This is a genomic window from Stenotrophomonas sp. YJH_SMC_21 (assembly GCF_059369555.1).
In genome coordinates, this window is the sequence record NZ_JCAFSU010000012.1 from 14252 (window position 1) to 35030 (window position 20779).

At 69.2% G+C, this 20779-nt stretch carries 18 protein-coding genes; 1 reads left to right on the top strand and 17 read right to left on the bottom strand.

The features are described 5' to 3' along the window. The first annotated feature begins 222 nt into the window (after nt 1-222). Nucleotides 223-2001: a monovalent cation:proton antiporter-2 (CPA2) family protein gene (locus AC5P67_RS14925; RefSeq protein ID WP_005411591.1), complete on the top strand. Its 1779-nt coding sequence runs from the start codon at nt 223-225 to the stop codon at nt 1999-2001. Between the two features lie 209 nt (nt 2002-2210). On the opposite strand, the gene AC5P67_RS14930 is transcribed toward AC5P67_RS14925, so the two are convergent. The 17 genes from AC5P67_RS14930 to AC5P67_RS15010 all read right to left on the bottom strand — a co-directional run bounded on the left by AC5P67_RS14930 (nt 2211) and on the right by AC5P67_RS15010 (nt 20776). Beyond that, nucleotides 2211-5549 carry an ankyrin repeat domain-containing protein gene (locus AC5P67_RS14930; RefSeq protein ID WP_111193550.1) on the bottom strand — a complete coding sequence of 1113 codons (3339 nt, stop codon included), beginning with the start codon at nt 5547-5549 and terminating at the stop codon, nt 2211-2213. Beyond that, the gene (locus AC5P67_RS14935; RefSeq protein WP_005411593.1) at nt 5542-5802 is read right to left on the bottom strand and encodes a YcgL domain-containing protein; all 261 of its coding nucleotides are present in this window, start codon (nt 5800-5802) and stop codon (nt 5542-5544) included. Before AC5P67_RS14935 ends, AC5P67_RS14930 begins: the two co-directional genes overlap by 8 nt. A gap of 160 nt (nt 5803-5962) precedes the next feature. Then, nucleotides 5963-6403, bottom strand: a complete 441-nt coding sequence (locus tag AC5P67_RS14940; protein WP_005411594.1) for a hypothetical protein — start codon at nt 6401-6403, stop codon at nt 5963-5965. A gap of 62 nt (nt 6404-6465) precedes the next feature. Then, on the bottom strand, nt 6466-7704 hold the full coding sequence (locus AC5P67_RS14945; RefSeq protein WP_005411595.1) for a beta-ketoacyl-ACP synthase: 1239 nt from the start codon (nt 7702-7704) through the stop codon (nt 6466-6468). After that, nucleotides 7704-8435, bottom strand: a complete 732-nt coding sequence (locus AC5P67_RS14950) for a 3-ketoacyl-ACP reductase FabG2 (RefSeq protein ID WP_005414863.1) — start codon at nt 8433-8435, stop codon at nt 7704-7706. The genes AC5P67_RS14945 and AC5P67_RS14950 overlap by 1 nt, the downstream gene beginning before the upstream one ends. Further along, nucleotides 8432-8887 carry a hotdog family protein gene (locus tag AC5P67_RS14955; protein WP_005411597.1) on the bottom strand — a complete coding sequence of 152 codons (456 nt, stop codon included), beginning with the start codon at nt 8885-8887 and terminating at the stop codon, nt 8432-8434. The genes AC5P67_RS14950 and AC5P67_RS14955 overlap by 4 nt, the downstream gene beginning before the upstream one ends. After that, entirely contained in the window at nt 8884-10068 is a 1185-nt protein-coding gene (locus tag AC5P67_RS14960) for a beta-ketoacyl-ACP synthase (protein ID WP_495214851.1), read from the bottom strand. The genes AC5P67_RS14955 and AC5P67_RS14960 overlap by 4 nt, the downstream gene beginning before the upstream one ends. Further along, on the bottom strand, nt 10065-10622 hold the full coding sequence (locus AC5P67_RS14965) for a DUF3261 domain-containing protein (RefSeq protein WP_005411599.1): 558 nt from the start codon (nt 10620-10622) through the stop codon (nt 10065-10067). Before AC5P67_RS14965 ends, AC5P67_RS14960 begins: the two co-directional genes overlap by 4 nt. Further along, complete coding sequence (locus AC5P67_RS14970) at nt 10610-11860, bottom strand: NAD(P)/FAD-dependent oxidoreductase (protein WP_043034447.1); 1251 nt, start codon at nt 11858-11860, stop codon at nt 10610-10612. The genes AC5P67_RS14965 and AC5P67_RS14970 overlap by 13 nt, the downstream gene beginning before the upstream one ends. 52 nt (nt 11861-11912) lie before the next feature. Beyond that, on the bottom strand, nt 11913-14288 hold the full coding sequence (locus AC5P67_RS14975) for an MMPL family transporter (RefSeq protein WP_049459616.1): 2376 nt from the start codon (nt 14286-14288) through the stop codon (nt 11913-11915). Further along, nucleotides 14260-14889, bottom strand: a complete 630-nt coding sequence (locus tag AC5P67_RS14980; RefSeq protein WP_012481598.1) for a LolA family protein — start codon at nt 14887-14889, stop codon at nt 14260-14262. The genes AC5P67_RS14975 and AC5P67_RS14980 overlap by 29 nt, the downstream gene beginning before the upstream one ends. After that, complete coding sequence (locus tag AC5P67_RS14985) at nt 14886-15317, bottom strand: acyl-CoA thioesterase (protein ID WP_005411603.1); 432 nt, start codon at nt 15315-15317, stop codon at nt 14886-14888. The genes AC5P67_RS14980 and AC5P67_RS14985 overlap by 4 nt, the downstream gene beginning before the upstream one ends. After that, a complete protein-coding gene (locus tag AC5P67_RS14990; protein WP_005411604.1) occupies nt 15304-16854 on the bottom strand; it encodes an HAL/PAL/TAL family ammonia-lyase in 1551 nt (516 codons plus the stop codon). The genes AC5P67_RS14985 and AC5P67_RS14990 overlap by 14 nt, the downstream gene beginning before the upstream one ends. Continuing rightward, nucleotides 16844-17785 carry a lysophospholipid acyltransferase family protein gene (locus tag AC5P67_RS14995; RefSeq protein ID WP_024957723.1) on the bottom strand — a complete coding sequence of 314 codons (942 nt, stop codon included), beginning with the start codon at nt 17783-17785 and terminating at the stop codon, nt 16844-16846. Before AC5P67_RS14995 ends, AC5P67_RS14990 begins: the two co-directional genes overlap by 11 nt. 1 nt (nt 17786) lies before the next feature. After that, nucleotides 17787-18557 (bottom strand): glycosyltransferase family 2 protein, encoded by a 771-nt coding sequence (locus tag AC5P67_RS15000; protein WP_109337362.1) that lies wholly within the window; start codon nt 18555-18557, stop codon nt 17787-17789. Then, nucleotides 18547-20232 (bottom strand): ApeI family dehydratase, encoded by a 1686-nt coding sequence (locus tag AC5P67_RS15005; RefSeq protein WP_109337363.1) that lies wholly within the window; start codon nt 20230-20232, stop codon nt 18547-18549. Before AC5P67_RS15005 ends, AC5P67_RS15000 begins: the two co-directional genes overlap by 11 nt. Beyond that, nucleotides 20225-20776 carry a COG4648 family protein gene (locus AC5P67_RS15010; protein WP_005414874.1) on the bottom strand — a complete coding sequence of 184 codons (552 nt, stop codon included), beginning with the start codon at nt 20774-20776 and terminating at the stop codon, nt 20225-20227. The genes AC5P67_RS15005 and AC5P67_RS15010 overlap by 8 nt, the downstream gene beginning before the upstream one ends. Between the last annotated feature and the right edge of the window lie 3 nt (nt 20777-20779).

Here is a 20779-nt window from a genome sequence, read left to right on the forward strand (position 1 = left end):
TGGGGACTCCGGGATGCGTGTGCCGACGGACGCGCCGCCAGCGGCAGGCAGTCTGGACCCGTGGACCATGCAGGTCAACCCGGTCCCGCCGCGGCAGCACCCTGCCCGCAGGTTGTTCTCGTGCGTACACAGGCCGGCGCGCATAATGGCGCGGTGGTGTTCGCCACGCTTTTCCCAACCCGAACGGACGCACAGCGGCTCCCCCGATGACCAGGTATTCCCATGCATAGCGGTGGTCTGGAACTGGCGCTGGTGCTGCTGCTGGCAGCGGTCATCGCCGTGCCGGTGTTCAAGAAGTTCGGTTTCGGCGCGGTGCTGGGCTACCTGGCGGCCGGTGTGGTGCTGGGCCCGGACGGGCTGGGCTTCGTGCAGGACGCCGACCGCATCCTCGGCGCCGCCGAGATCGGCGTGGTGATGCTGCTGTTCGTGATCGGCCTGGAGCTGTCGCCGGCACGCCTGAAGGTGATGCGGCGCTCGGTGTTCGGCGCCGGTGCGGCACAGGTGGCGCTGTCCGGGCTGGTGCTGGGCGGCCTGCTGCTGCTCGACCACTTCCAGTGGAAGAGCGCGCTGGTGGTAGGTGTGGCGCTGGCGCTGTCATCCACGGCGGTGGGCCTGCAGCTGCTGTCCGAGCACAAGGCGATCAACAGCGACCACGGCCGGTTGGGCTTTGCCATCCTGCTGTTCCAGGACCTGATCGCGATTCCGCTGCTGGCGGCCATCCCGCTGCTGGGCGGGGTCAAGAACGAGACCCTGCGCTGGGAAGATGCGGCCGTGGCGCTGGGTGCGCTGGCGGTGGTGATCCTGTGCGGACGACCGGTGCTGCGCAAGGTGTTCAGCATCATCGCGCGCACCCGCAGCCCGGAAGTATTCACTGCCACCGCCCTGCTGGTGGTGCTGGGCACCGCCTGGTTCATGCAGGAAGCCGGCCTCAGCCCCAGCCTCGGCGCGTTCCTGGCCGGCGTGCTGCTGTCCGATTCGGAGTTCCGGCATGAGCTGGAAGCGCAGATCGAGCCGTTCAAGGGGCTGCTGCTGGGCCTGTTCTTCATCGCAGTGGGCATGGGCATCGACCTGGACCGCATCGCCGCCGAGCCGTGGCTGATCGCCGCAGGTGTCGGCATCCTGCTGGTGGTCAAGTTCAGCCTGCTCTACGCGGTTGGACGTGTCGCCCGGCTCAGCTCGCGGCAATCGCTGCTGCTGGGCAGCGTCCTGTGGCTGGGCGGTGAGTTCGCCTTCGTGGTGTTCAACGAGGCACAGCGCGCGCACCTGCTGGGCAACGCCAACCACGACCGGCTGGTGGCGATCGTCGGCCTGTCGATGGCGATCACGCCGCTGTTGATGATCGCGCTGCTGAAACTGCTCGGCCAGGAGAAAGCCACTCCGCGCGAGCCGGCCGAGGCCGACAAGGTGGCGCCGGACAACCGGCCCAAGGTGCTGATCGCCGGCATGGGCCGCTTCGGCCAGGTGATTGCGCGCCTGCTGACCGCGCAGAAGGTGCCGTTCGTGGCGCTGGAGGCGAACCCGGATACCGTGGCCGACCTGCGCCGATTCGGCAACCAGCTGTATTACGGCGACCCGACCCGGCCGGAGATGCTGCGCGCGGCCGGGGGCGAGCACATCGATGTGTTCGTGATCACCGTGGATGACCCGGAAACCAACCTGCGCGCGGTGCGCATGGTGCGCCGGCTGTACCCGGACGCGACGGTGCTGGCGCGTGCACGCAACCGTCAGCATGCGTGGCGGTTGATGGACATGTCGGCCGAGCCGTTCCGCGAAGTGTTCGGCACCAGCCTGGAGATGAGCGGCCGCGTGCTGACCGCGCTGGGCGTGGCACCGGACGTGGCCGAGCGCCACGTGCAGCGCTTCCGCGAGCACGATGAGCAGCTGCTGCGCGACCAGTACCTGGTGTACGACGACGAGGCAGCGGTGATCCAGACCTCGCGCGACGCACGCAACGACCTGATGCATCTGTTCGAGGCCGACGCGGAAAGCGACGGCAAGTAGGCGTGCCGACCAACGGTCGGCACCCACCACGGATTGCAGTAGTGCCGGCCGCTGGCCGGCAGCCTCGGGATCCCGAAGGTTTCAGGAGATTGCCGGTCAGCGGCCGGCACTACCCACTGGGGATTCCGGCCGTAGATCCACGCCATGCGTGGATGACGCGATGCCGGGGTCAGAGCCCTTTCCGTGGGAAAGGGATCCGACCCCGATGCTCAACCGTTGTCGCGCAGGAACCGCGCCATTGACGAGACACCCGGCACGCGCGGTTCAAACTCGCCGGCCACGTCGATGAAGCCACGCATCACCGCGATCTCGCGCGGGCTGCGGTTGAGGCTGTCGCGCGCCTCCGGATCGGCACCAGCGCGCAGCAGGCGCTGCACCAGCAGCGGCAGACCGTGCAGGGCCGCGAGGTGCAGCGGTCCGAAGCCGCGCGGATCGCGCACCTCAAGGCTCACGTCTTCGTCCAGCAGGCGTTCCACTGCGGCCATCACCACCTGTTCGTCGCAGGCGGTGCCGGGCTCGGCGCGTGCGCCCAGCAGCAGCAGCAGCGGCGTGACCGAACCAGCCGCGGCCTGGTCCGGTTCGGCACCGGCCAGCAGCAGGGTGTCGAGCAGGGCGAGCAGGCGCGAGCGGTCGCGGGCACTGAAGCCATACAGCGCGGCACAGTGCAGTGGGCCCAGCTGCTGGGCGTCACCGGCGTGCACGTCGGCACCGGCGGTGAGCAGGCGCGCAACGATGTCCGGCAGGCCCAGCGCGGACGCCAGCATCAGCACGGTCACTCCGCCCGGCAGGCGGTGTTCCAGCTTGGCGCCAGCGTCGAGCAGGGCCGAGACGATGTCCACCTGGCGCATGCTGACCGCCGCCGACAGCGGCGTGGCACCACTGGCCGCTGCGTGCTGCGGATCAGCGCCACGCGCCAGCAACAGGTCGGTCACCGCCAGATGGCCACCACCGGCGGCGCGCAGCAGCGCGGTGCAGCCCTGCGCATCAACCGCATCGACGGCGAAGCCCAGATCGATCAGGCGGCGTACCGCATCCACGTCACCGGCCATTGCGGCGGCCGGCAGATCGGACTCGCGCAGGGTGCGGCGCGGCAACGGCCACACCCGCCAGTCCAGCCAGTCGGCCAGGTCGCGGCGACCAATCGACAGCGCCACGCCCAGCGGCGTCTGGCCATCGGCGGCGCGTGCTTCCGGCGAGGCACCGTGCTGCACCAGCAGCTTCAGCGCGCCTTCGCGGGCCAATGCGGTGGCCAGATGCAATGCGGTCATGCCATGGCTGTCGCGCGCTTCGCGATCGACGCCCGCCTTCAGCAGCGCCTGCTGCAGGCGCAGCCAGCCCAGGCGCACCGCCAGCGACAACGGCGGATCACCGGCCGGCGAAGCCGCGAACGGATCGGCGCCACGCTCCAGCAATTCCAGCGCCAGCTGTTCCAGGCCACGGGCGGCCTGGTCGTGCTGCGCACAGGCCGCCAGGAAGCGCGCCAGGCCACCGCGTCCGGCCGGCGACAAGCCACGCTGCAACATCACCTGCAACGCCGGCACCGCATCAATGCCGCGCGACAGCAACGCGAACATCGGCGTATCGGAACAGGCGTCGCGCACGTAGGGATCGGCGCCATGGCCCAGCAGCCAATCCACCGCGCGCGGCTCCAGCGCCAGCTCGGGGTCGAGCAGCAGGCCGCCCAGTTCTTCCGGCTGGCACAGCTTGGCCAGCGCGGCCATGCCTTCGGTGTTGCCGAAGCCCAGCGCTTCGCGCAGCAGGGTCAGCGGCGGGCGGTCCGGCAGCAGGCCGCTGGCACTGGCGGCTTCGCCACGCTCGGCCAGGCCGTCACTGACCGCGGCCGGCAACGGATAGGACGGATCCAGCAGGGCGACAATCGCCCAGCGCCCGGCTTCGGCAGCGTAGTCCACTGCACGACGACCGACCGGATCGGTCGCGTCGGCGGCGATGCCCAGCTCCACCAGGCGCTTGACCAGCAACGGCGAGACATCCTCTGCCATCACCGCCAGCTGCACTGCGTTGCGCCCTTCGCCGTCGACGGCAACCAGGTCCGGCTTGTGCGGCAGCAAGTGTTCGACCACCGCGGCGCGCCCGGCACGGGCAGCTTCCAGCCAGGGCGTACGCCCCAGTGCATCGCGTGCTTCCAGGTTGGCACCGGCAGCCAGCAGCACGCCGATGATTTCAACGTGGCCGGCCAGCGCCGCCTCGTGCAGCGCGCTGCGGCGCTGGCGATCACGCGCGTCGGCACGCGCCTTGTGCTTGAGCAGCAGCTGCACGCCAGCCGGATCGTCGTCTTCGGTGGCGGCGGCGGCCAGCAGCACCGGGGTGCCCTCTGCCGGTTCGCTGCGCGCACCGCGTTCGAGCAGGAAGCGGGCCAGGCGCCAGTTGCCGACCTGGCACGCCACGGCCAGCGGCGACCAGCCCTCGTTGTTCAGCGCATCGACTTCGGCGGCGGCATCGCGCAGCAGCGCGGCCACGCCTGGGTCGGAACTGCGCGCGGCATGGTGCAGCGGGGTGTTGCCATCGCTGTCGGTGGCACGCGAATCGGCACCGTTGGCGAGCAGGGTCATCACGGCTTCGGGGCGGCCATGCCAGCTGTCGCGGGTGGCGGCCAGCAGCGGGGTCATGCCCCGGTGCGGCGCGTTCACGTCAACGCCGCGGGCAATCAGTTCGCGCAGCAGGCGCAGGTCCGGCAACACCGCCGCCAGCACCGCCAGGCTGCGCTGGTCGCGCCAGTTCGGGTCGGGCAGCGCATACGGATCGGCGCCGGCCTGCAGCAGCTGCAGGCCGCGGTCGATGCGGCCGTGGCGGGCGGCTTCATACAGGGCCGGGGTCAGCTCCTGCGGTGCCATCGCCTCCAGCGGCGCGGTCTCGGCCGCGGCAGCGAACATCGGTTCGTGTTCTGCGCTGGACGTCGCCATCGGGCTGGGGCGCAACGACACCAGCGGCGCCGGCGCGACCCGTTGCAGCAGCAGGTGCAGCACGGGAGACACCACCACCACGGCCAGCGCAGCGGGCCAGCGCGCGCTCTCCGGCAGCAGCCCCGGCCAGGCCGGCAGCACCACCAGCGCGGCCAGCGCGATCACCAGCGCGGCGACACCGAGACCGCGCCAGGCGGTCAGGTCGCGTCCGGCCAGCGCCTGCCAATGCTGGGCCAGGCTGCCATCCAGGCGTTCAACGTCGTTCCACAGCGGCCAGGTGCGCCAGGCCGCCAGCAGGCCGGCACTGACCAGCACGCTCAGGCCCAGCACCGCGGCCAGGCTGCCGCTGTCACGCAGCGCCGCCAACGGCCAGGCCAGCAGCAGCGCCAGCAACAGCGGGGCGGCCGCCCACAACGCCAGCAGCGCCGGCAGGTCCTGGCGTGCAACCACCTTCAGCGGCAGCAGCGCACGGCTGCGCCGCCACCACGATACGCCCAGCGCGAACGCCGGTTGCGCCAGGGCGGCGAGGATGGCACCGGCAACGCCGCCCACGGCAGCACCCAGTGCCAGCAAGGCGCCCACGGCGAAGGCGATCGACAGGGCGCGCGGACGGGAGACGTCAGTCATAGTGGCGCGGCATCAGGCTGGCCACCGACGGCGGCACCTGCAGGTAGAACCCGCGCTCGCTCATGTCACTGCGAACCTTGTCCGGGTCGGCCTGGGCCAGGCGACGCTGGGCATCCAGGGCCACGTCCAGGACGAAGGTGAGCGCACCCAGCGAGGTGAGCAGCGGCGCAGGCAGCGCGCTGAAATCATCGCGTCGGGGAACGTAGACGTAGGTGTCAGGCTTGAGTTGGCTTTTATAGACGTAGGCGTGCATGTCCGCGGGACGATAACCCGGGAAGAGCCATGATTGTGTCGGAAAGCCGACACCGGGGAAAGCCGTCGGCCGACGATGGCGGCGTGATCGACGGCGTTTCCCCGACGGGGTTCAGCAATGTGGCGGCGGCGTTCAGGCAACGCCGCTGCCCTGCGGTCGCTTACTTGACCTTGGCGTAGGTGCCCTTCAGCGCCACGCCAGCGAGGATCGTACCGGCATAGCATTCGTAGTTGGTGCTGCTCTTGAACTCGTTCTTCTTGTAGTAGCTGACGATGTCGACCACCGCGTTGGCACCGCGCGACTTGGCGCCGTCCTGCAGTGCGCGCAGCGCCGACAGCGCGACCCAGCGGCAAGCCTCGGCATCGCTCTTGTTGGCGGCGTTGGTCTTCTTGTTGGTCACGTCCTCGCCCAGGCGCTGCTGCACGCTGACCGGCTGGCCGGCCAGGTAGAAGCGCACGCTGCCGTCGATGCCGGCGTCCCGGGCGGCCTGCGAGGTGACCAGCTCCTGCAGGGACTGCTCAACGCGGGTGTCGCGGGCGGAGGCGGTGGAGGTCAGGGCCAGCAGTGCAGTGGCCGTGGCGATCATCAGGGTGCGGCGCATCGGAACATCTCCTTGTCGGGGGTGCGGGTGGGTTGAGGAAAAAGGCGGGATGGGACGGTGGATCATTCGCTCCAGCGGCGGAACACCAGCGAGGTGTTGATGCCGCCGAAGGCGAAGTTGTTGCTCATCACGTACTCGGCCTGCAATTCGCGGCCCTGCCCGGTGATGAAGTCGAGCTGGCCGCAGCGCGGGTCAACCTCGGCCAGGTTCAGCGTGGGGGCGAACCAGCCGGCACGCATCATCTCGATGCTCAGCCAGGCCTCGAACGCACCACAGGCACCGAGCATGTGGCCGACGTAGCTCTTCAGCGAGCTGATCGGTACGCGGCTGCCGAACACCTGCGCGGTGGCCTGGGTCTCGGCGATGTCGCCGTGATCGGTGGCGGTGCCGTGGGCGTTGACGTAGTCGATCTGCGCCGCCTCCAGGCCCGCATCCTCCAGCGCCAGGCGCATGGCCTGGGCCATGGTGTCGGCGCTGGGCTGGGTGACGTGCTGGCCGTCGCTGTTGGTGCCGTAGCCGACCACCTCGGCAAGGATGGTGGCACCGCGCGCCTGCGCGTGCTCCAGGTCTTCCAGGATCAGCGTGCAGGCACCCTCGCCCAGCACCAGGCCATCGCGGCCGGCATCGAACGGGCGCGGCGTGGTCTGCGGCGCGTCGTTGCGCACGCTGGTGGCGAACAGGGTGTCGAACACCGCCGCAGCGGTAGCGTCGAGCTGCTCGGCACCACCGGCGACCATCACCGTCTGCTTGCCGCTGCGGATCGCTTCATAGGCCGCGCCCACGCCCTGGCTGCCCGAGGTGCAGGCGCTGGAGGTGGTATAGACACGCCCGGACAGGCCGAAGAACACGCCGATGTTGACCGGCGCGGTGTGGCTCATCATCTTCAGGTAGGTGGTGGCGCTGATGCCTTCGGTGGTGAACTCGTTGAGCATGCGCCCGAACTCGCCGGTGGCTTCGTGGCTGCCCGACGAGGAACCATAGGCCACGCCGGTGCGACCGCTGCGCAGCACCGGGTGCTCGTGCAGGCCAGCTTCGCGCAGCGCCACTTCGGTGGCACGCACCGACATGATCGCGACCTTGCCCATGGAGCGGGTGGTCTTGCGGTTGTAGTTCGGCGGCAGCGCGAAGTCCTGCGCCGGCGCAGCCAGCTTGGTGTTCAGCCCGGCATAGACATCCCACTCGGGCATCGCGCGCACCGCGTTGCGGCAGCTGCGCAGGTGCGCCTCGATGGTCGGCCAGTCATGGCCGAGCGGACTGATCGCGGACGCACCGGTCACCACGACGCGACGATCGGTGGCCATCAGAGCATGCCCCCGTTCACCGAGATCACCTGGCGGGTGATGTAGCCGGCCGGTTCGGACAGCAGGAACGCCACCGTGGCCGCCACTTCGTCGGGACGGCCGACGCGGCCGGCGGGAATCAGCTTGAGCGCGTGTTCGATCACTTCATCGTTGAGCATTTCGGTCTCGATCAGGCCCGGGGCCACGCAGTTGACGGTGATCTGGCGGCTGGCCAGTTCCAGCGCCAGGGCCTTGGTGGCACCGATGATGCCGGCCTTGGCGGCACTGTAATTGACCTGCCCGCGGTTGCCGGCCAGTCCGGACACCGACGACAGGGTGACGATGCGGCCCGGCTTGCGCCGCCGCACCATCGGCATGATCAGCGGATGCAGCACGTTGTAGAAGCCATCCAGGTTGGTGTGGATGACCTGGTCCCAATCCTCCGCCGACAGTGCCGGGAAGGCGCCATCACGGGCGATGCCCGCATTGCAGACCACGCCGTAGTACGCGCCGTGCGCTTCGACATCGGCCTCCAGCGCGGCGCGTGCGGCCTCGCGGTCGGCCACGTCGAACATCAGTACGCGGGCCTGCTGGCCCAACGCGTGGATCTCGGCCACCACGGCCTGTGCCTCATCCAGGCGGCTGCGGCAATGCACCACCACGTCGAAGCCATCGCGCGCGATGCGCAGCGCGATGGCCCGGCCGATGCCCCGGCTGGCGCCGGTCACCAGCACGCTTCGATTCCCTGTCATGCCTGTCCACTCTCCAGATAGGCCATCGCATCGGCCGGTTCGAACACCGACACGTTGGCTGTCGCCCATTCGTCCTCGCCCGCCAGGATGCGGCAGGCGAACATCCCCAATCCATTGTCACCCAACAGCTCGCAGCGCGCCTGTACGCGCAGCCGCGAGCCGCTGGGGAAGCTGCAGCGCGCGCTGTTGTAGCGGCGGCTGCCGAGCAGGAAGCCCAGCTGCGGTGGCTTGCCCGCTGCACGCGCACGGCAGCCGGCCCAGGCCGCGATGGCCTGTGCCATGTATTCGATGCCCACCCAGGCCGGCACTTCGTGGTTTTCCACGAACAGGCCGGCCTCGGGCACCACCAGTTCCGCCTCGATGGTGTCCTGGTCCCAGTGCGTGATGCGCTCCAGCAGGCACATGTCCTGGCGGTGCGGTACCACCTCTTCAATTGCATACAGCATGTTCATCGACGCTCCAACGCCAGCACGGCATTGCTGCCGCCGAAGGCGAACGAATTGCTCAGCACCCGCCGCGGTGCCTGCGCCAGGCGGGTGGCTGGTGCGACCAGCGGCAGTGCCGGCAGCGCGGGGTCTGCCACGCCGTCCCACCAGTGCGGTGGCAGCTGCTGCTGCGGGTTTTCGGCCAGCACGATCCAGCACAATGCAGCTTCGATCGCGCCTGACGCACCCAGCGTATGGCCGGTCAGGGGCTTGGTCGAACTGGCCCGAATGCCGTTGCCCAGCACCTGCGAAACCGCCAGGCTTTCCATCGCATCGTTGTGCCCGGTGGCGGTGCCATGCAGGTTCACGTAGTCCACTTCATCGGCCGCCCAGCCGGCGCGCTGCAGCGCCTGCTGCAGGGCATCGATGGCACCCAGGCCCTGCGGATCGGGAGCGGACATATGGTGAGCGTCGGCCGATTCGCCCCATCCGGCCAGGCACACCGGACCCGGCTCGCGGGTGAGCAGGAACAGCGCGGCGCCCTCACCGATGTTGATACCGGCGCGGTGCTGCGAGAACGGATTGCAGCGCAGGGCCGACACCGATTCCAGCGCGCTGAAGCCGGCCACGGTGAAGCGGCACAGCGAGTCCGCACCGCCTGCGATCACGGCGTCGACGATACCGGCTCGCAGCATGCGTGCAGCCGACATCAATGCCTTGGCACTGGACGAGCAGGCGGTGGACAGGGTCCACGCGGGCCCCTGAGCGCCGCTGCGCTGGCGCACGAACTGCGCGGCAGTACCCATTTCCTGCTGGGCGTAATCGAAGCCCTGCGGCCACTGGCCCTGTTCGGCGTGGGTGCGCAGGGCCTGCTCGGACTCACCAATGCCCGAGGTGCTGGTGCCCAGCACCACCGCCACGCGCTCGGCGCCATGGCGGGTGATCGCGGCGGCCACCGCCGGAGCGATCTGCGCCAGTGCCACGTCCAGCAGGGCGTTGTTGCGCCCGCGCAGGGCCACCGGCAGTTCCTCCAGCGCCGGCAGTGGCGTGCGTACTTCTCCCGCCGCCAGGGTGCGCCCCGGCAACAGGCTGTCGTTGTCACTGAGCCCGCCCGGCACGTCGGCGAACATCGCCGACGCGACAGCGGCGCGGCCATCGCCGAGCGCGCAGATCACGCCCAGGTCGTTCAGGTAGATCGGTGCACTCATCGGTCCTGTCCGGCCATGTCGATCGATTCGATGCGCAGCGCATAGCCTTCGGCACGGTTGTCCAGCTGCACGCTGCCATCGTCCAGGCGCTGCAGTTGCAGCCACACCGTGCCATCGCGCGACAGGCTGCGCTGCTGGCCGTCGTCGCTGACCTGCCAGTCGGACGGCAGCGCGGCGGCGATGGCCGCGGTCGGCCACAGCGCGAACTGCAGGTCATCCAGCACACGCTCGGCACGTACCTGCGGCGGCAGCCACGGCGCGCGCTGCTGGGTCAGCTGCTGGCCGTCCCACTGCAGGCGCACGCCGGTCTGGCCCATCGCCTGCACCGCCAGCTGCACCTGCTGCGCGTCGGCTTCCAGCAGCGCGTCGAGGTCGCGCTCATGGCTGCCGAAGCGGAAATGCAGCTGCTGCTGCAGGGCCAGCGGCGCCGGCAGGCTGGCCGGCGACAGCCGCAGTGGCGGCAGCTCCACCTGGGGCTTGGGCATGCGCCCGGCACAGGCGGCCAGCAGCAGGCACAGCAGCAGGGCCGCAGTACGGAAGATCAGGCGCTGCACAATTCCTCCAGCACGCGCATGCGGCGACCACTTTCATCGGCCACATACGGATTCTTGGTGTCCCAGGCGTAACCGGCCAGGATGGAGCTGATCATGTCGCGCACTTCGGGCTGCTGCTGCGGGTGGTAGATGATCTTCTGGAAGCCGCCCTGGTACCAGCTTTCCACGAAGCGGCGGAAGGTCTTCACGCCGGCGCGCAGCGGGATCGAGAATTCAGCTTCCCAGTCGACGGTTTGGCCGGCATAACGGCGCTTGAGGCACTCGCTGGCCAGCTGCGCGGACTTGAAGGCAATGGTCACACCGGACGAGAACACCGGGTCGAGGAACTCGCCGGCGTTGCCCAGCAACGCGTAGCCGGGGCCCCACAGCGAGCTGACATTGGCCGAGTAACCCGTGATGCGGCGCACCGGCAGCACCGCCCATTCGGCATTGGCCAGCAGGCGGGTCAGGTTGGGGTCCTCGCCGACGATGGCCTGCAGCTTCTGCAGGTCGTCGCCTTCGTAGCGCTCGAAGAACGACGGCTCGGCGACCACGCCCAGCGAGCAGCAGCCGTTGGAGAATGGAATCGTCCAGTACCAGACGTCGATGTGTTCGGGATGGGTGGTGATCAGGATCTTGTTGCGGTCGAAGTCGGCTTCGGCCGGAATGTTGTCGCGCACGTGGCAGAAGATCGCGCCGCGCACCGGGAAATTGGATGGCGATTCCAGCTGCAGCAGGCGCGGCAGCAGGCGCGCGAAGCCCGATGCGTCGAGGATGAAATCGGCCTCGATGCGGTATTCGCTGCCATCCGGGCGGCGCACGTTCACCGCAGGCTGTTCACCGGGTTCGACCGACAGCACTTCATCACCGAAACGCAGCGTGGTTCCCATGCGCTCGGCGCCGCGTGCCAACACGTTGTCGAAGTCGGCGCGCTGCACCTGGTAGGTGGTACCCCAGCCCGGCGAGAACTTCTTCCGGAAGTCGAAGGCAGTACGCGCTTCACCGTGCACGAAGGCCGCGCCGTTCTTGTACTGGAAGCCGGCCTCGACCACATCCTGCAGCAGCCCGGCTGCTTCGATGTACTCCATGCTCTGTGGCAGCAGGCTTTCGCCGATGGAGAAGCGCGGGAACTGCTGGCGCTCCAGCATCAGCACCTGTCGGCCCTGCTGGCGCAGCATCGCCGCGGCCACGGAGCCGGCCGGGCCTGCGCCGATGATCAGGATTTCAGTGCGTTCGACAGCATCCACAGCAGTACTCATCGGGGCGTCCTTGTTGCTCGATCAGGGGAAAGAAGAAAAGCGGAAGGCGGACTCAGGCCGGCGGCAGGTCATGCGGTGGCGGCCGGAACAGTGGCGAGATCAGCCAGACCAGGCCGATGCCGAACAGCAGGGTCAGGCCGAACGCGCGCAGCGCCGGGGTCTGCGACAGGCCCAGCAGGCCGAACGACAGCCAGGTGCTGGCCGCACCCACGCAGACCGCCAGCCATGCGCTGGCATCGCCACGGTGTTCGATCAGGAAGATGCCGTAGTCGATGCCCATGCCCAGCAGCAGCATCAGCGCCAGCACGTTGAACAGCTGCAGCGGCTGGCCGAACAGGCCCAGCAGGCCCAGGGTCAGTGCGCCGGCAATCAGGGTGGGGGCAAATACGCGCCAGGCCTGGCGGCGGTAGCGCAGCCACAGCGCACCGAACACCAGTGCGATGCCGACCAGCAGCAGCCCGCCCATCAGCTTGCGGTAGTGGCCCAGCAGCTTGGAGAAATCGGAGGTGCGGTCTACCCAGCGAACGCCGGGCAGGCCTTCGGCGGCACCCTCCAGCGTGGCCAGGGCATCGGCGCGCGACAGGTCATCGACCATCACCACGCTGATCATCTGCCCACCGACTTCACCCACCCACAGGTGGCGGAACGGCTGCGAGGCCGGCGAGGCCAGGAAGGCTTCGGCGGTGAGCGGCGCGGCGGCGAACTGCGGCCGCTGCAGCGGCTCGCCCACCGCCTCGGACACGGCCGACAGCACGCCGGGTTCCACCTTCGCGGTCAGCGCAGCATCGGCCTGCTGGCGCGCCGGCGACGGCAGCCAATCGCTGATCGCGCGATAGCCACCAATGCGCTTGTCGGTGGCCAATACACGCAGGCGCTCGGTCAGTGCTTCCTCGCGCTGCAGCAGCTGCGCCGCATCGGCGCCCTGCACCAGGTAGAACTGTGCCGGGCTGGGCATGCCCAGCAACTGGCTCAGGCGGATCTGCTGCGCCATCAACGCCGGCGGCGAGGACTGCAGGCTGCGCAGGTCGTCGTTGCTCTGCAGGCGCACGATGCCGATGGCAGACAGTGCCAGCGCGACCACCACGAAGACCGTCACCGCGCGGCGGCCATGCAGCCGCGGGAAACGCTCCAGCGTATTGCCCAGCCACTGCGAGAAGCGGGTCTGGCGGATCTCGCCACCGTCGAGCCACGGGAACCAGAAGATCACCGTGAGGAAAGCTGCGGCCAGGCCCACCACCGAGAACAGTGCCATCTGGCGCAGGCCGGGGAACGGGGCCAGGCCCAATGCCAGGTAGGCCAGCGCACTGGTCAGCAGGGCCAGCCACAGGCCGGGCAGCAGATGCCGCAGCAGTTTCCAGCGACGATCGGCCGGTTCGGCCTGGCGCGAGGCGAACCAGTGAATGCCGTAATCCTCGGCCACGCCCACCAGCGACGCACCAAACACCAGGGTCAGCACGTGCACCTTGCCGAACACCAGCACGGTCACCGCCAGCGCCACGCCACAGCCGATCAGCAGCGAGGCGGCCACCAGCAGGATCGGGCGCAGCGAGCGGAATGCCAGCCACACCAGCAGCAGCACCGCCGCCAGCGACCCCCAACCGATGGTGTTGATCTCCTGGTTGGCCTGCACCGCGGCGGCCTCGGCATGCAGCGGCACGCCGGCATGCAGGATTTCAAGCTCAGGCGCCGCCGCCGTGGCGGCCTGCCCGGCACGTTCCAGCAGGCCATCGAGGTGGCGCTCGCCATCCAGCTGGAACGCCGAGCCGGGCGTATCGAACTGCAGCACGGCCCAATGCCTGCCCTCGGCTTCAAGCAGGCCGTCATCGCCCAACCGCAGGCCCGAACCCTGCGCCTGCTGCTGCCACCACTGCGGCCACAGCGACAACGGATCCTGGCGCCATTCAGTCAATCGCGGCGCACCCATCGGCCCATACAGCGCAGCCAGCGCCTGCTCGGCCAACACGCCCGGTTCGCTGCCCTGCAACTGCTCGCGCTGGGCCGGTGTCAGCAGGCGGTCGCGGTACGGCGCGTAGAACGCGCGCGCCTCGTCAAACCAGCCTTCGATCGAACCGCTGGGTACCAGCAAGGCGTGGTCGGCATCCTTGGCCATGGCCGCCGCAAAGGCCGCCTGCGCGCGCTTGGCAGCCGCGCTGTCCTTGCTGCCGAGCAGCACCACGACCTGCCGCGAACTGCCATCGGCAATGCGCCGGGTGACGTCGCTCAACAGGCGGTCGTGCGCATCCTGCGGCAGCAGGGCGAGGATGTCGGTGTCGATCCGCGATTGCTGGCTCCACAGCTGCCACTGCTGTGCGCCCAGCGCCAGCAGCACCAGCAGCCAGGCAATGCCCAGCCAGTGCCACCAGCGCCGCAACCGGTCCGGTGCGTTCGATGCCACGGCCTCACTCAAAGCGGCGGGCCTCGTCGGCATTGAGCGTGGCCGGCGCCTCGCTCAACGCGCTGAACTGGATCTGCGTGCGGTCCTTGTTGGCCTCGACGATCTCGACCTGGCGCACGTAGCGGTCGCCCTGCAGGGTCAGCGATTCGAAGGCCTTGGCCAGCATCGCCGACTTCGGCGTCAGGCGCAGCCGCCAGCCCTGCCCTTCACGGCTGGCCGCCACGTTGAACTGGCTGGACAGTGCCTGCACGTCGCCACTCATCAACGCGAACATGATCGCATTCACCGAACGCATCGCCGGCTGCTGCCGCGCGTCCAGTTCGACGCGGGTGCTGCCATCACGCTGCCGGCTGAGGATGCGGTCGGCGGTGACCACTACTTCCGAGGGGAACGGCTTGAGCGTGGTCCAGATCACGCCGTGCTGGCGCGCGACCACGAACCGGCCCTGCGAGCGCAGCGGGTTCCTGAAGCCACTCACCTGCTTTTCCTGAGTGAACTGGCCACGCAGCACATCCGGCCGCGCCACCGCCTGGGTAATCGCATCGATGGCTGGGTCGGCCGCCTGCACGCGCGGTGCGGCGACGAGCATCAGCGCGCACAGCAGCACGCTCGGAAGACGGGCAAGCATAGTCATGGCGCAGGCACTCCCAGGCGTTCCCACAGTACCGGCGGGCACTGGTACAGCATTTCCTTGCTGGCCGCGTCCACCGCGACCTGGATGGTCATCGCGCGGGTCAGCACCTGGCCGCTTTCCGCATCGAGGATTTCGTACTCGATCTTCAGCCGGTTCTCCCATTCCACGATGCGCGCGACCACGCGCAGCGCCTGGTTGAACAGCAGCGGGCGCACGTACTTCACCCGCGCATCGACCACCGGCCACAGGTAGCCCGATTCGAGCATCTGCGGGTAGTCGTAGTCGTAGCGACCGAGCAGCGCGCAGCGCGCGATCTCGAAGTACTTGAAGTAGTTGCCATGCCAGACCACGTTCATCGGATCGCAGTCATGGAAGGCGGGGGTCAACGCAATCTCGCCAACCCGTTCAATGGCCTCATTCACCGGCATACAGCTCCCAACGTTGCGCGCGGATCTCCACCAGCAGTTCCCGCAGTTCGCGATCCAGCGCGCGGTCTTCCTCGACCAGGGCGATGCGTTGCCCCAGGTCGGCGTACATGTCGGCCAGACTGCCATGCAGCTGCGCATTCAGGCCAACCCGTTCACGCAGGGCCAGGCCCTGGCGCGCGGCGATCAGCATTGCCGCCACCACCTGTTCGGTCAGCTCGATCACGCGCAGGCAGTCGCGCGCGGCGATGGTGCCCATGCTGACCTTGTCCTGGTTGTGGCATTCGGTGGAACGCGAGAACACGCTGGCCGGCATGGTCTGCTTCAGCGCTTCGGCAGTCCAGGCCGACACGCTGATCTGCAGTGCCTTCAGGCCATGGTTGATGGCCGCGCGCGGACCGGTGGCCGCCGACAGGTTGGCCGGCAGGCCATGGTTGTAACGGGCGTCCACCACCAGCGCCAGCTGCCGGTCGAGCAGATCGGCAACGTTGGCCACGGTGTTCTTCAGGGTGTCCATCGCCAGCGCGATGTGGCCCCCGTAGAAGTGGCCGCCATGCAGGATGCGCTCGCCGTCGGCGTCGATCAGCGGGTTGTCATTGGCGCTGTTCAGTTCGGTCTCGATCAGCTGGCGCAGGAACGGCAGGCTGTCCTCCAGCACGCCGATCACATGCGGTGCGCAGCGCAGCGAGTAGCGATCCTGCAGGCGCTGTTCGTTGCGCGGCGGGCGCTCGCTGTGCAGGTCGCTGCGCAGGCGCGCGGCGATGCGGCCCTGGCCCGGGTGCGGCTTGGCTGCGAACAGGGTTTCGTCGAAGTGGTGCGCGTTGCCGTCGCTGGCCAGCACGTTGAACGCGGTCAGGCGCGTAGCCATGCGTGCCAGGTAGTCGGCGCGCTGCCAGGCCAGGCAGGCCAGGCCGGTCATCACCGCGGTGCCGTTCATGATCGCCAGGCCTTCCTTCGGCCGCAGCTTCAGCGGGGTCATGCCGATCTTCGCCAGCACGTCCGCCGCCGGCTGCACGCGGCCGTCGTGCAGCACCTCGCGCTCGCCGCACAGCACCGCCGCCACGTAGGACAGCGGCGTCAGGTCACCGCTGGCACCGACCGAGCCTTCGGCCGGAATCATCGGCAGCACGTCGTGCTGCAGCAGCGTGGCCAGGCCTTCCAGCAGCGGCAGGCTTACACCGGACATGCCGCGCACCAGAGAGGCCAGGCGCGCCGCCAGCACCGCACGGGTCTCGACCGGGTCCAGGTAACGGCCCAGGCCGCAGCCATGGTAGGTGTACAGGTGGTGCGGCAGTTCAGCCACCAGCGCCGGTGGGATGTTCACCGTGCACGAATCGCCATAGCCGGTGGTCACACCGTAGATCACGCCGTCCTCGCGCAGCAGGCGGTCGAGGAAGTCGGCACCGCGCTGGATGTGCGCGCGGAACGCCGGCGCGTCGCTCAGTGCGGCCTCGCACTGGCGCTGGGCCAGGGCAACCACGTCTTCGATGGTCAACGGTGCATCGCCAAAGCGGCATGCGGGTACGGCGTCAGTCGTCATGCGGAGCCTGATCCCAGAAGGGGAAGAAATTGAACCAGTCCAACGGGGACTGGATGACCTGGAGTTCCAGCCAACGCGCGAAGCGCTGTGCCTGTTCGGCCAGTGCCGCATCGCGTGAGCCGCGCGGCAGCACGATGCGTTCGGCGAACTGTTCGAATGCCACGCGGTAGCCCTCGCCCTGGTGCAGGCAGGCCATGGTGTAGACCGGGCAGCCCAGTGCGGCGGCGAGCACATAGGCGCCGATCGGGAACGGGGCGCGGTGGCCAAGGAAATCGGCGGTGACGCTGCGTCCGCCCTGCACCGGCGTGCGGTCGCCGACGATGGCGACGAAGCCCCCCGCCGCGACGCGCTCGGCCAGCATCACTGCCGTGGCCGGGCCCATTTCGGTTACCTGCACCAGTTCCACCGCCGCCAGCGGGTCCAGCCGTTGCAGCAGGCGGTTGAAGCGCTGCGCATGCGCGGTGTGCACCAGCACGGTGATGCGGAACCCCGGCACCTGTTCGGCCAGCACCTGGCACAGTTCCAGGCAGCCGATGTGCGCGGTCAGGATCAGCCCGCCTTCGCGGCGCGCGATCTTGTCCAGCACCAGGTCGCGATGCAGGTGGATGCGTTCGGCCGGATAGCGCCCGCCCAGGCCGAGGATCTTGTCCAGCATCGTGTCGGCGAAGGCGAAGAAGTGGCGCAGGCTGTCGCGCCGGGTCGGCGCACGGCCCAGCACACCGCTGTGTGCCTGCAGGCGCTGGAGGTACTGCATGGAGGCCTGGCGGCCGACGCGGTTGCCCAGCCAGTGGCAGGCCACCACCGGCCACACGCACAGTCGGAACGGCCAGCGCCCGAACCAGCGGTGCACCCAGCACAGGAACAACACGCCGGCCACCGACGTCGATTCGCCGATGTCGGCCCAGTGCGGAGCGCCCTGCGCGGCCGCCATCTCAGCGCTGCCCCCGCAGGCGGCGCCACAGCAGGCGCGGCGCGCGCCAGAGCATGCCGAAGAACAGGCGGGTATGCATGCGGCTGATGCGCACGTTGTCACGCCACACATCGAAGTGCGACACGCCATCGGCGGGATAGGTCACCCGCGTGGCCAGGTGCTCGACCGGCAGCTGTCGCCAGTACAGGCGCACCATCACCTCGGTATCGAAATCCATGCGGCGGCCGATGGTCTCTTCACCGATCAGGCGCAGCACCGGCGGCAGCGGATACACGCGGAAGCCGCACATGGTGTCGCGCAGGTGCAGCGACAGCGTGTTGATCCAGACCCAGATATGGGTCGCGTAGCGTCCGTACAGGCGCGCCTTGGGAACACTGGCGTCGTAGGCCGGGATGCCGCAGATCACCGCACCCGGGTGCGCACGCGCCGCCTCGATGAAACGCGGCAGGTCGGCGGTATCGTGCTGGCCGTCGGCATCGATCTGCAGCACGTGGCTGTAGCCACGCGCAGCGGCCTCGGCAAAGCCGGCCAGCATCGCCCCACCCTTGCCCTGGTTGATGTCCAGGCGCAGCACGTCGACGCCCTGGCGCTGTGCCAGCGAACGCAGCACCGTCGCGCACGCTTCATGCGAGCCATCGTCGACCAGCAGGCACGGCAGGCCAGCGGCCTGCACGCCGTCGACCACCGCCGCGATGGCGTGCTCGTGGTCGTAGACGGGAATCACCACCAGTGGCGCGAACGCGGCACCGGCAACGGCCGGATCAGTCCGCATCGGCGAAAACCACCTTGCCGCTGGCATGCACACCGTGGCTGGAGGTGTAGCGGAAGGCCAGCACATTGCGCGTGGCATCCCAGTCCAGCTGCAGGGTCAGCTCATCGCCCGGGCGGGCCACGTGCTGGAACTTCACCGCATCCATGCGCAGGAATCCGGCCGGCATGCTGAACGCCTGGCGGCCAAAACGCACGGCCCAGTCCAGCTGCGCCACGCCGGGCAGGATCGCCGCCTGCGGGAAGTGGCCCTGGAACGGCCGCAGCGCCGGGTCGAGGGTCATGCGCAACGTAGCGCTGGCAGCATCGCGGTGAACCCAGACCGGCACCGGCATGAGCGGCTGGAACAGCGCCGCCAGTGCCGCCTGGGTGACCTTACCTTGTGCATTGATCGGCAGCGCCTTCACCAGGCGCCAGCGGCGCGGCCGGGTGACCGCGTCATGCGCCTGTGCCAGGCGCGCGCCAAGGCGCTGGCCCAGCGCGCGGCGCGCGGCGTCACCGCCCTCCAGCAGCGCCAGGTTGGCCGGTACCACCACCGCTGCCAGCTGCTCACGCTGTCCTGGCAGGACCAGTACTCTCACATCGTCCACTTCGGTGTCTTCGCGCAGCGCGCGTTCCAGCGCATCCAGCGAAACGCGGCGCTCCTCGATCTTGACGATGCGGTCGGCACGGCCCAGCAGGCGGAAGCGGCCATCGGCCAACGCTTCCACGCGGTCCTGGGTGCGCCACCAGTCGAGGGTTTCCAGATGCGCCGAGGCGACGGCCAGGCAGCCATCCTCGATGCGCCATTGCACGCCTGGCAACGGCTGCCACGGCGGCAGGTCGGTATCCCAGCGGCGCCAGGCGATACCACCGGTTTCGCTGCTGCCGTAAACCTCGGTCGGTGCCACGCCCAGCCATTGCCGTACCTGGCGTGCGGCTTCTTCGGGCAGCGGGCCACCGGAGGAGAACACCGCGCGCAGGCGGCCGTGCAGGCTGGCCCAGTCGAGCTGCTCGGGCAGGCGCTTGAGGTGGGCTGGCGTCGCCACCAGCACCGTGTCGGTACCGGCCAGCGCGCCCACCAGGTCTTCGTGGAAGAACCGGCGCGGATGGATCAGGCGGCCGGCGGCCAGCGGCCACAGCACCCGGAACAGCAGGCCGTAGATGTGCTGGTGGGACACCGTGCCATGCACCTGCACGCCTTCCAGCTGCGCGCCGAACGCAGCCTGCAGCGCATCCACCTCGCGCGCCAGCTGGTCCATGCGCTTGTTGATCGCACTGGGCTGGCCCGTGCTGCCGGAGGTGAACACGCACAGCTCGCAGGCGCGCTCGTCCAGCACCTGCAGTTCGCCGTCCACGCCAACGGTGGGGGCAACCAGCGCTCGGTAGTCGGCGGAAACATCGCCGGCGAAACCGCTCACCTGTGGCTGCAGCGCCTGCAGCGTGGCCGGCAGGTTGTCGGCAGCCAGAAACACCCGCTTGCCGGCATGCCAGGCGCCGAACAGCGCAGCAGCGAAGGCCACCGCATCATCGAAGTACAGGGCCCAGTCACGGCCATCGGCAGCAGCAAAGGCCGCACGCCAGGCCAGCACCCGCTGGCGGAAGCGGGCATGGTCGATCACCTCGCCATCGCACACGCCGATGCTGCGCTGCGGCTGCGGGTCCACCAGCAGCCGGTCCAGGGCAATCCACTCAGCCATGCGCGTGCGCTGCCTTGACCCGACGCCGCACCAGCCACTCACCTGCAAACAACACGCCCATCATCACGTACGCCAACAATCCGTTGTAGAGCATCCAGACCCGGTCCGACGCGTAAAGCGCGGTCAGCAGGGCCAGGCTGCCGTTGAGAACGAAGAAGCCACACCACACCTGGGTGACGCGGCGGGTATAGGCCACCGCGAACGCCGGCAGGTCCGGCTCCTGCAACCGCGCCAGGCGTTCCACCAGCGGCGGGCCGAAGCGCAGGCTGGTGCCGAACACCGCCAGCATCACCATGTTGACCAGCGCCGGATACAGCTTCAGCGGCAGGGCCTGGTTCAGCACGGTGGCCAACACGGCCAGCAGGCCGGTTCCCGCGGCGGCGGCCCACCACAGCGGCTGGCGCGTACTCAGCGCACGCAGCAGGGCCAGGGTGAACAGCAGCAGCGACAGCCAGCGTGGCTCGAAACGGCCCATCGCCAGGTACACCAGCACCGGGTAGGCCAGCGAGATCGCAGCCACCACGACCGTGCGTGCGCGTGCCATGGC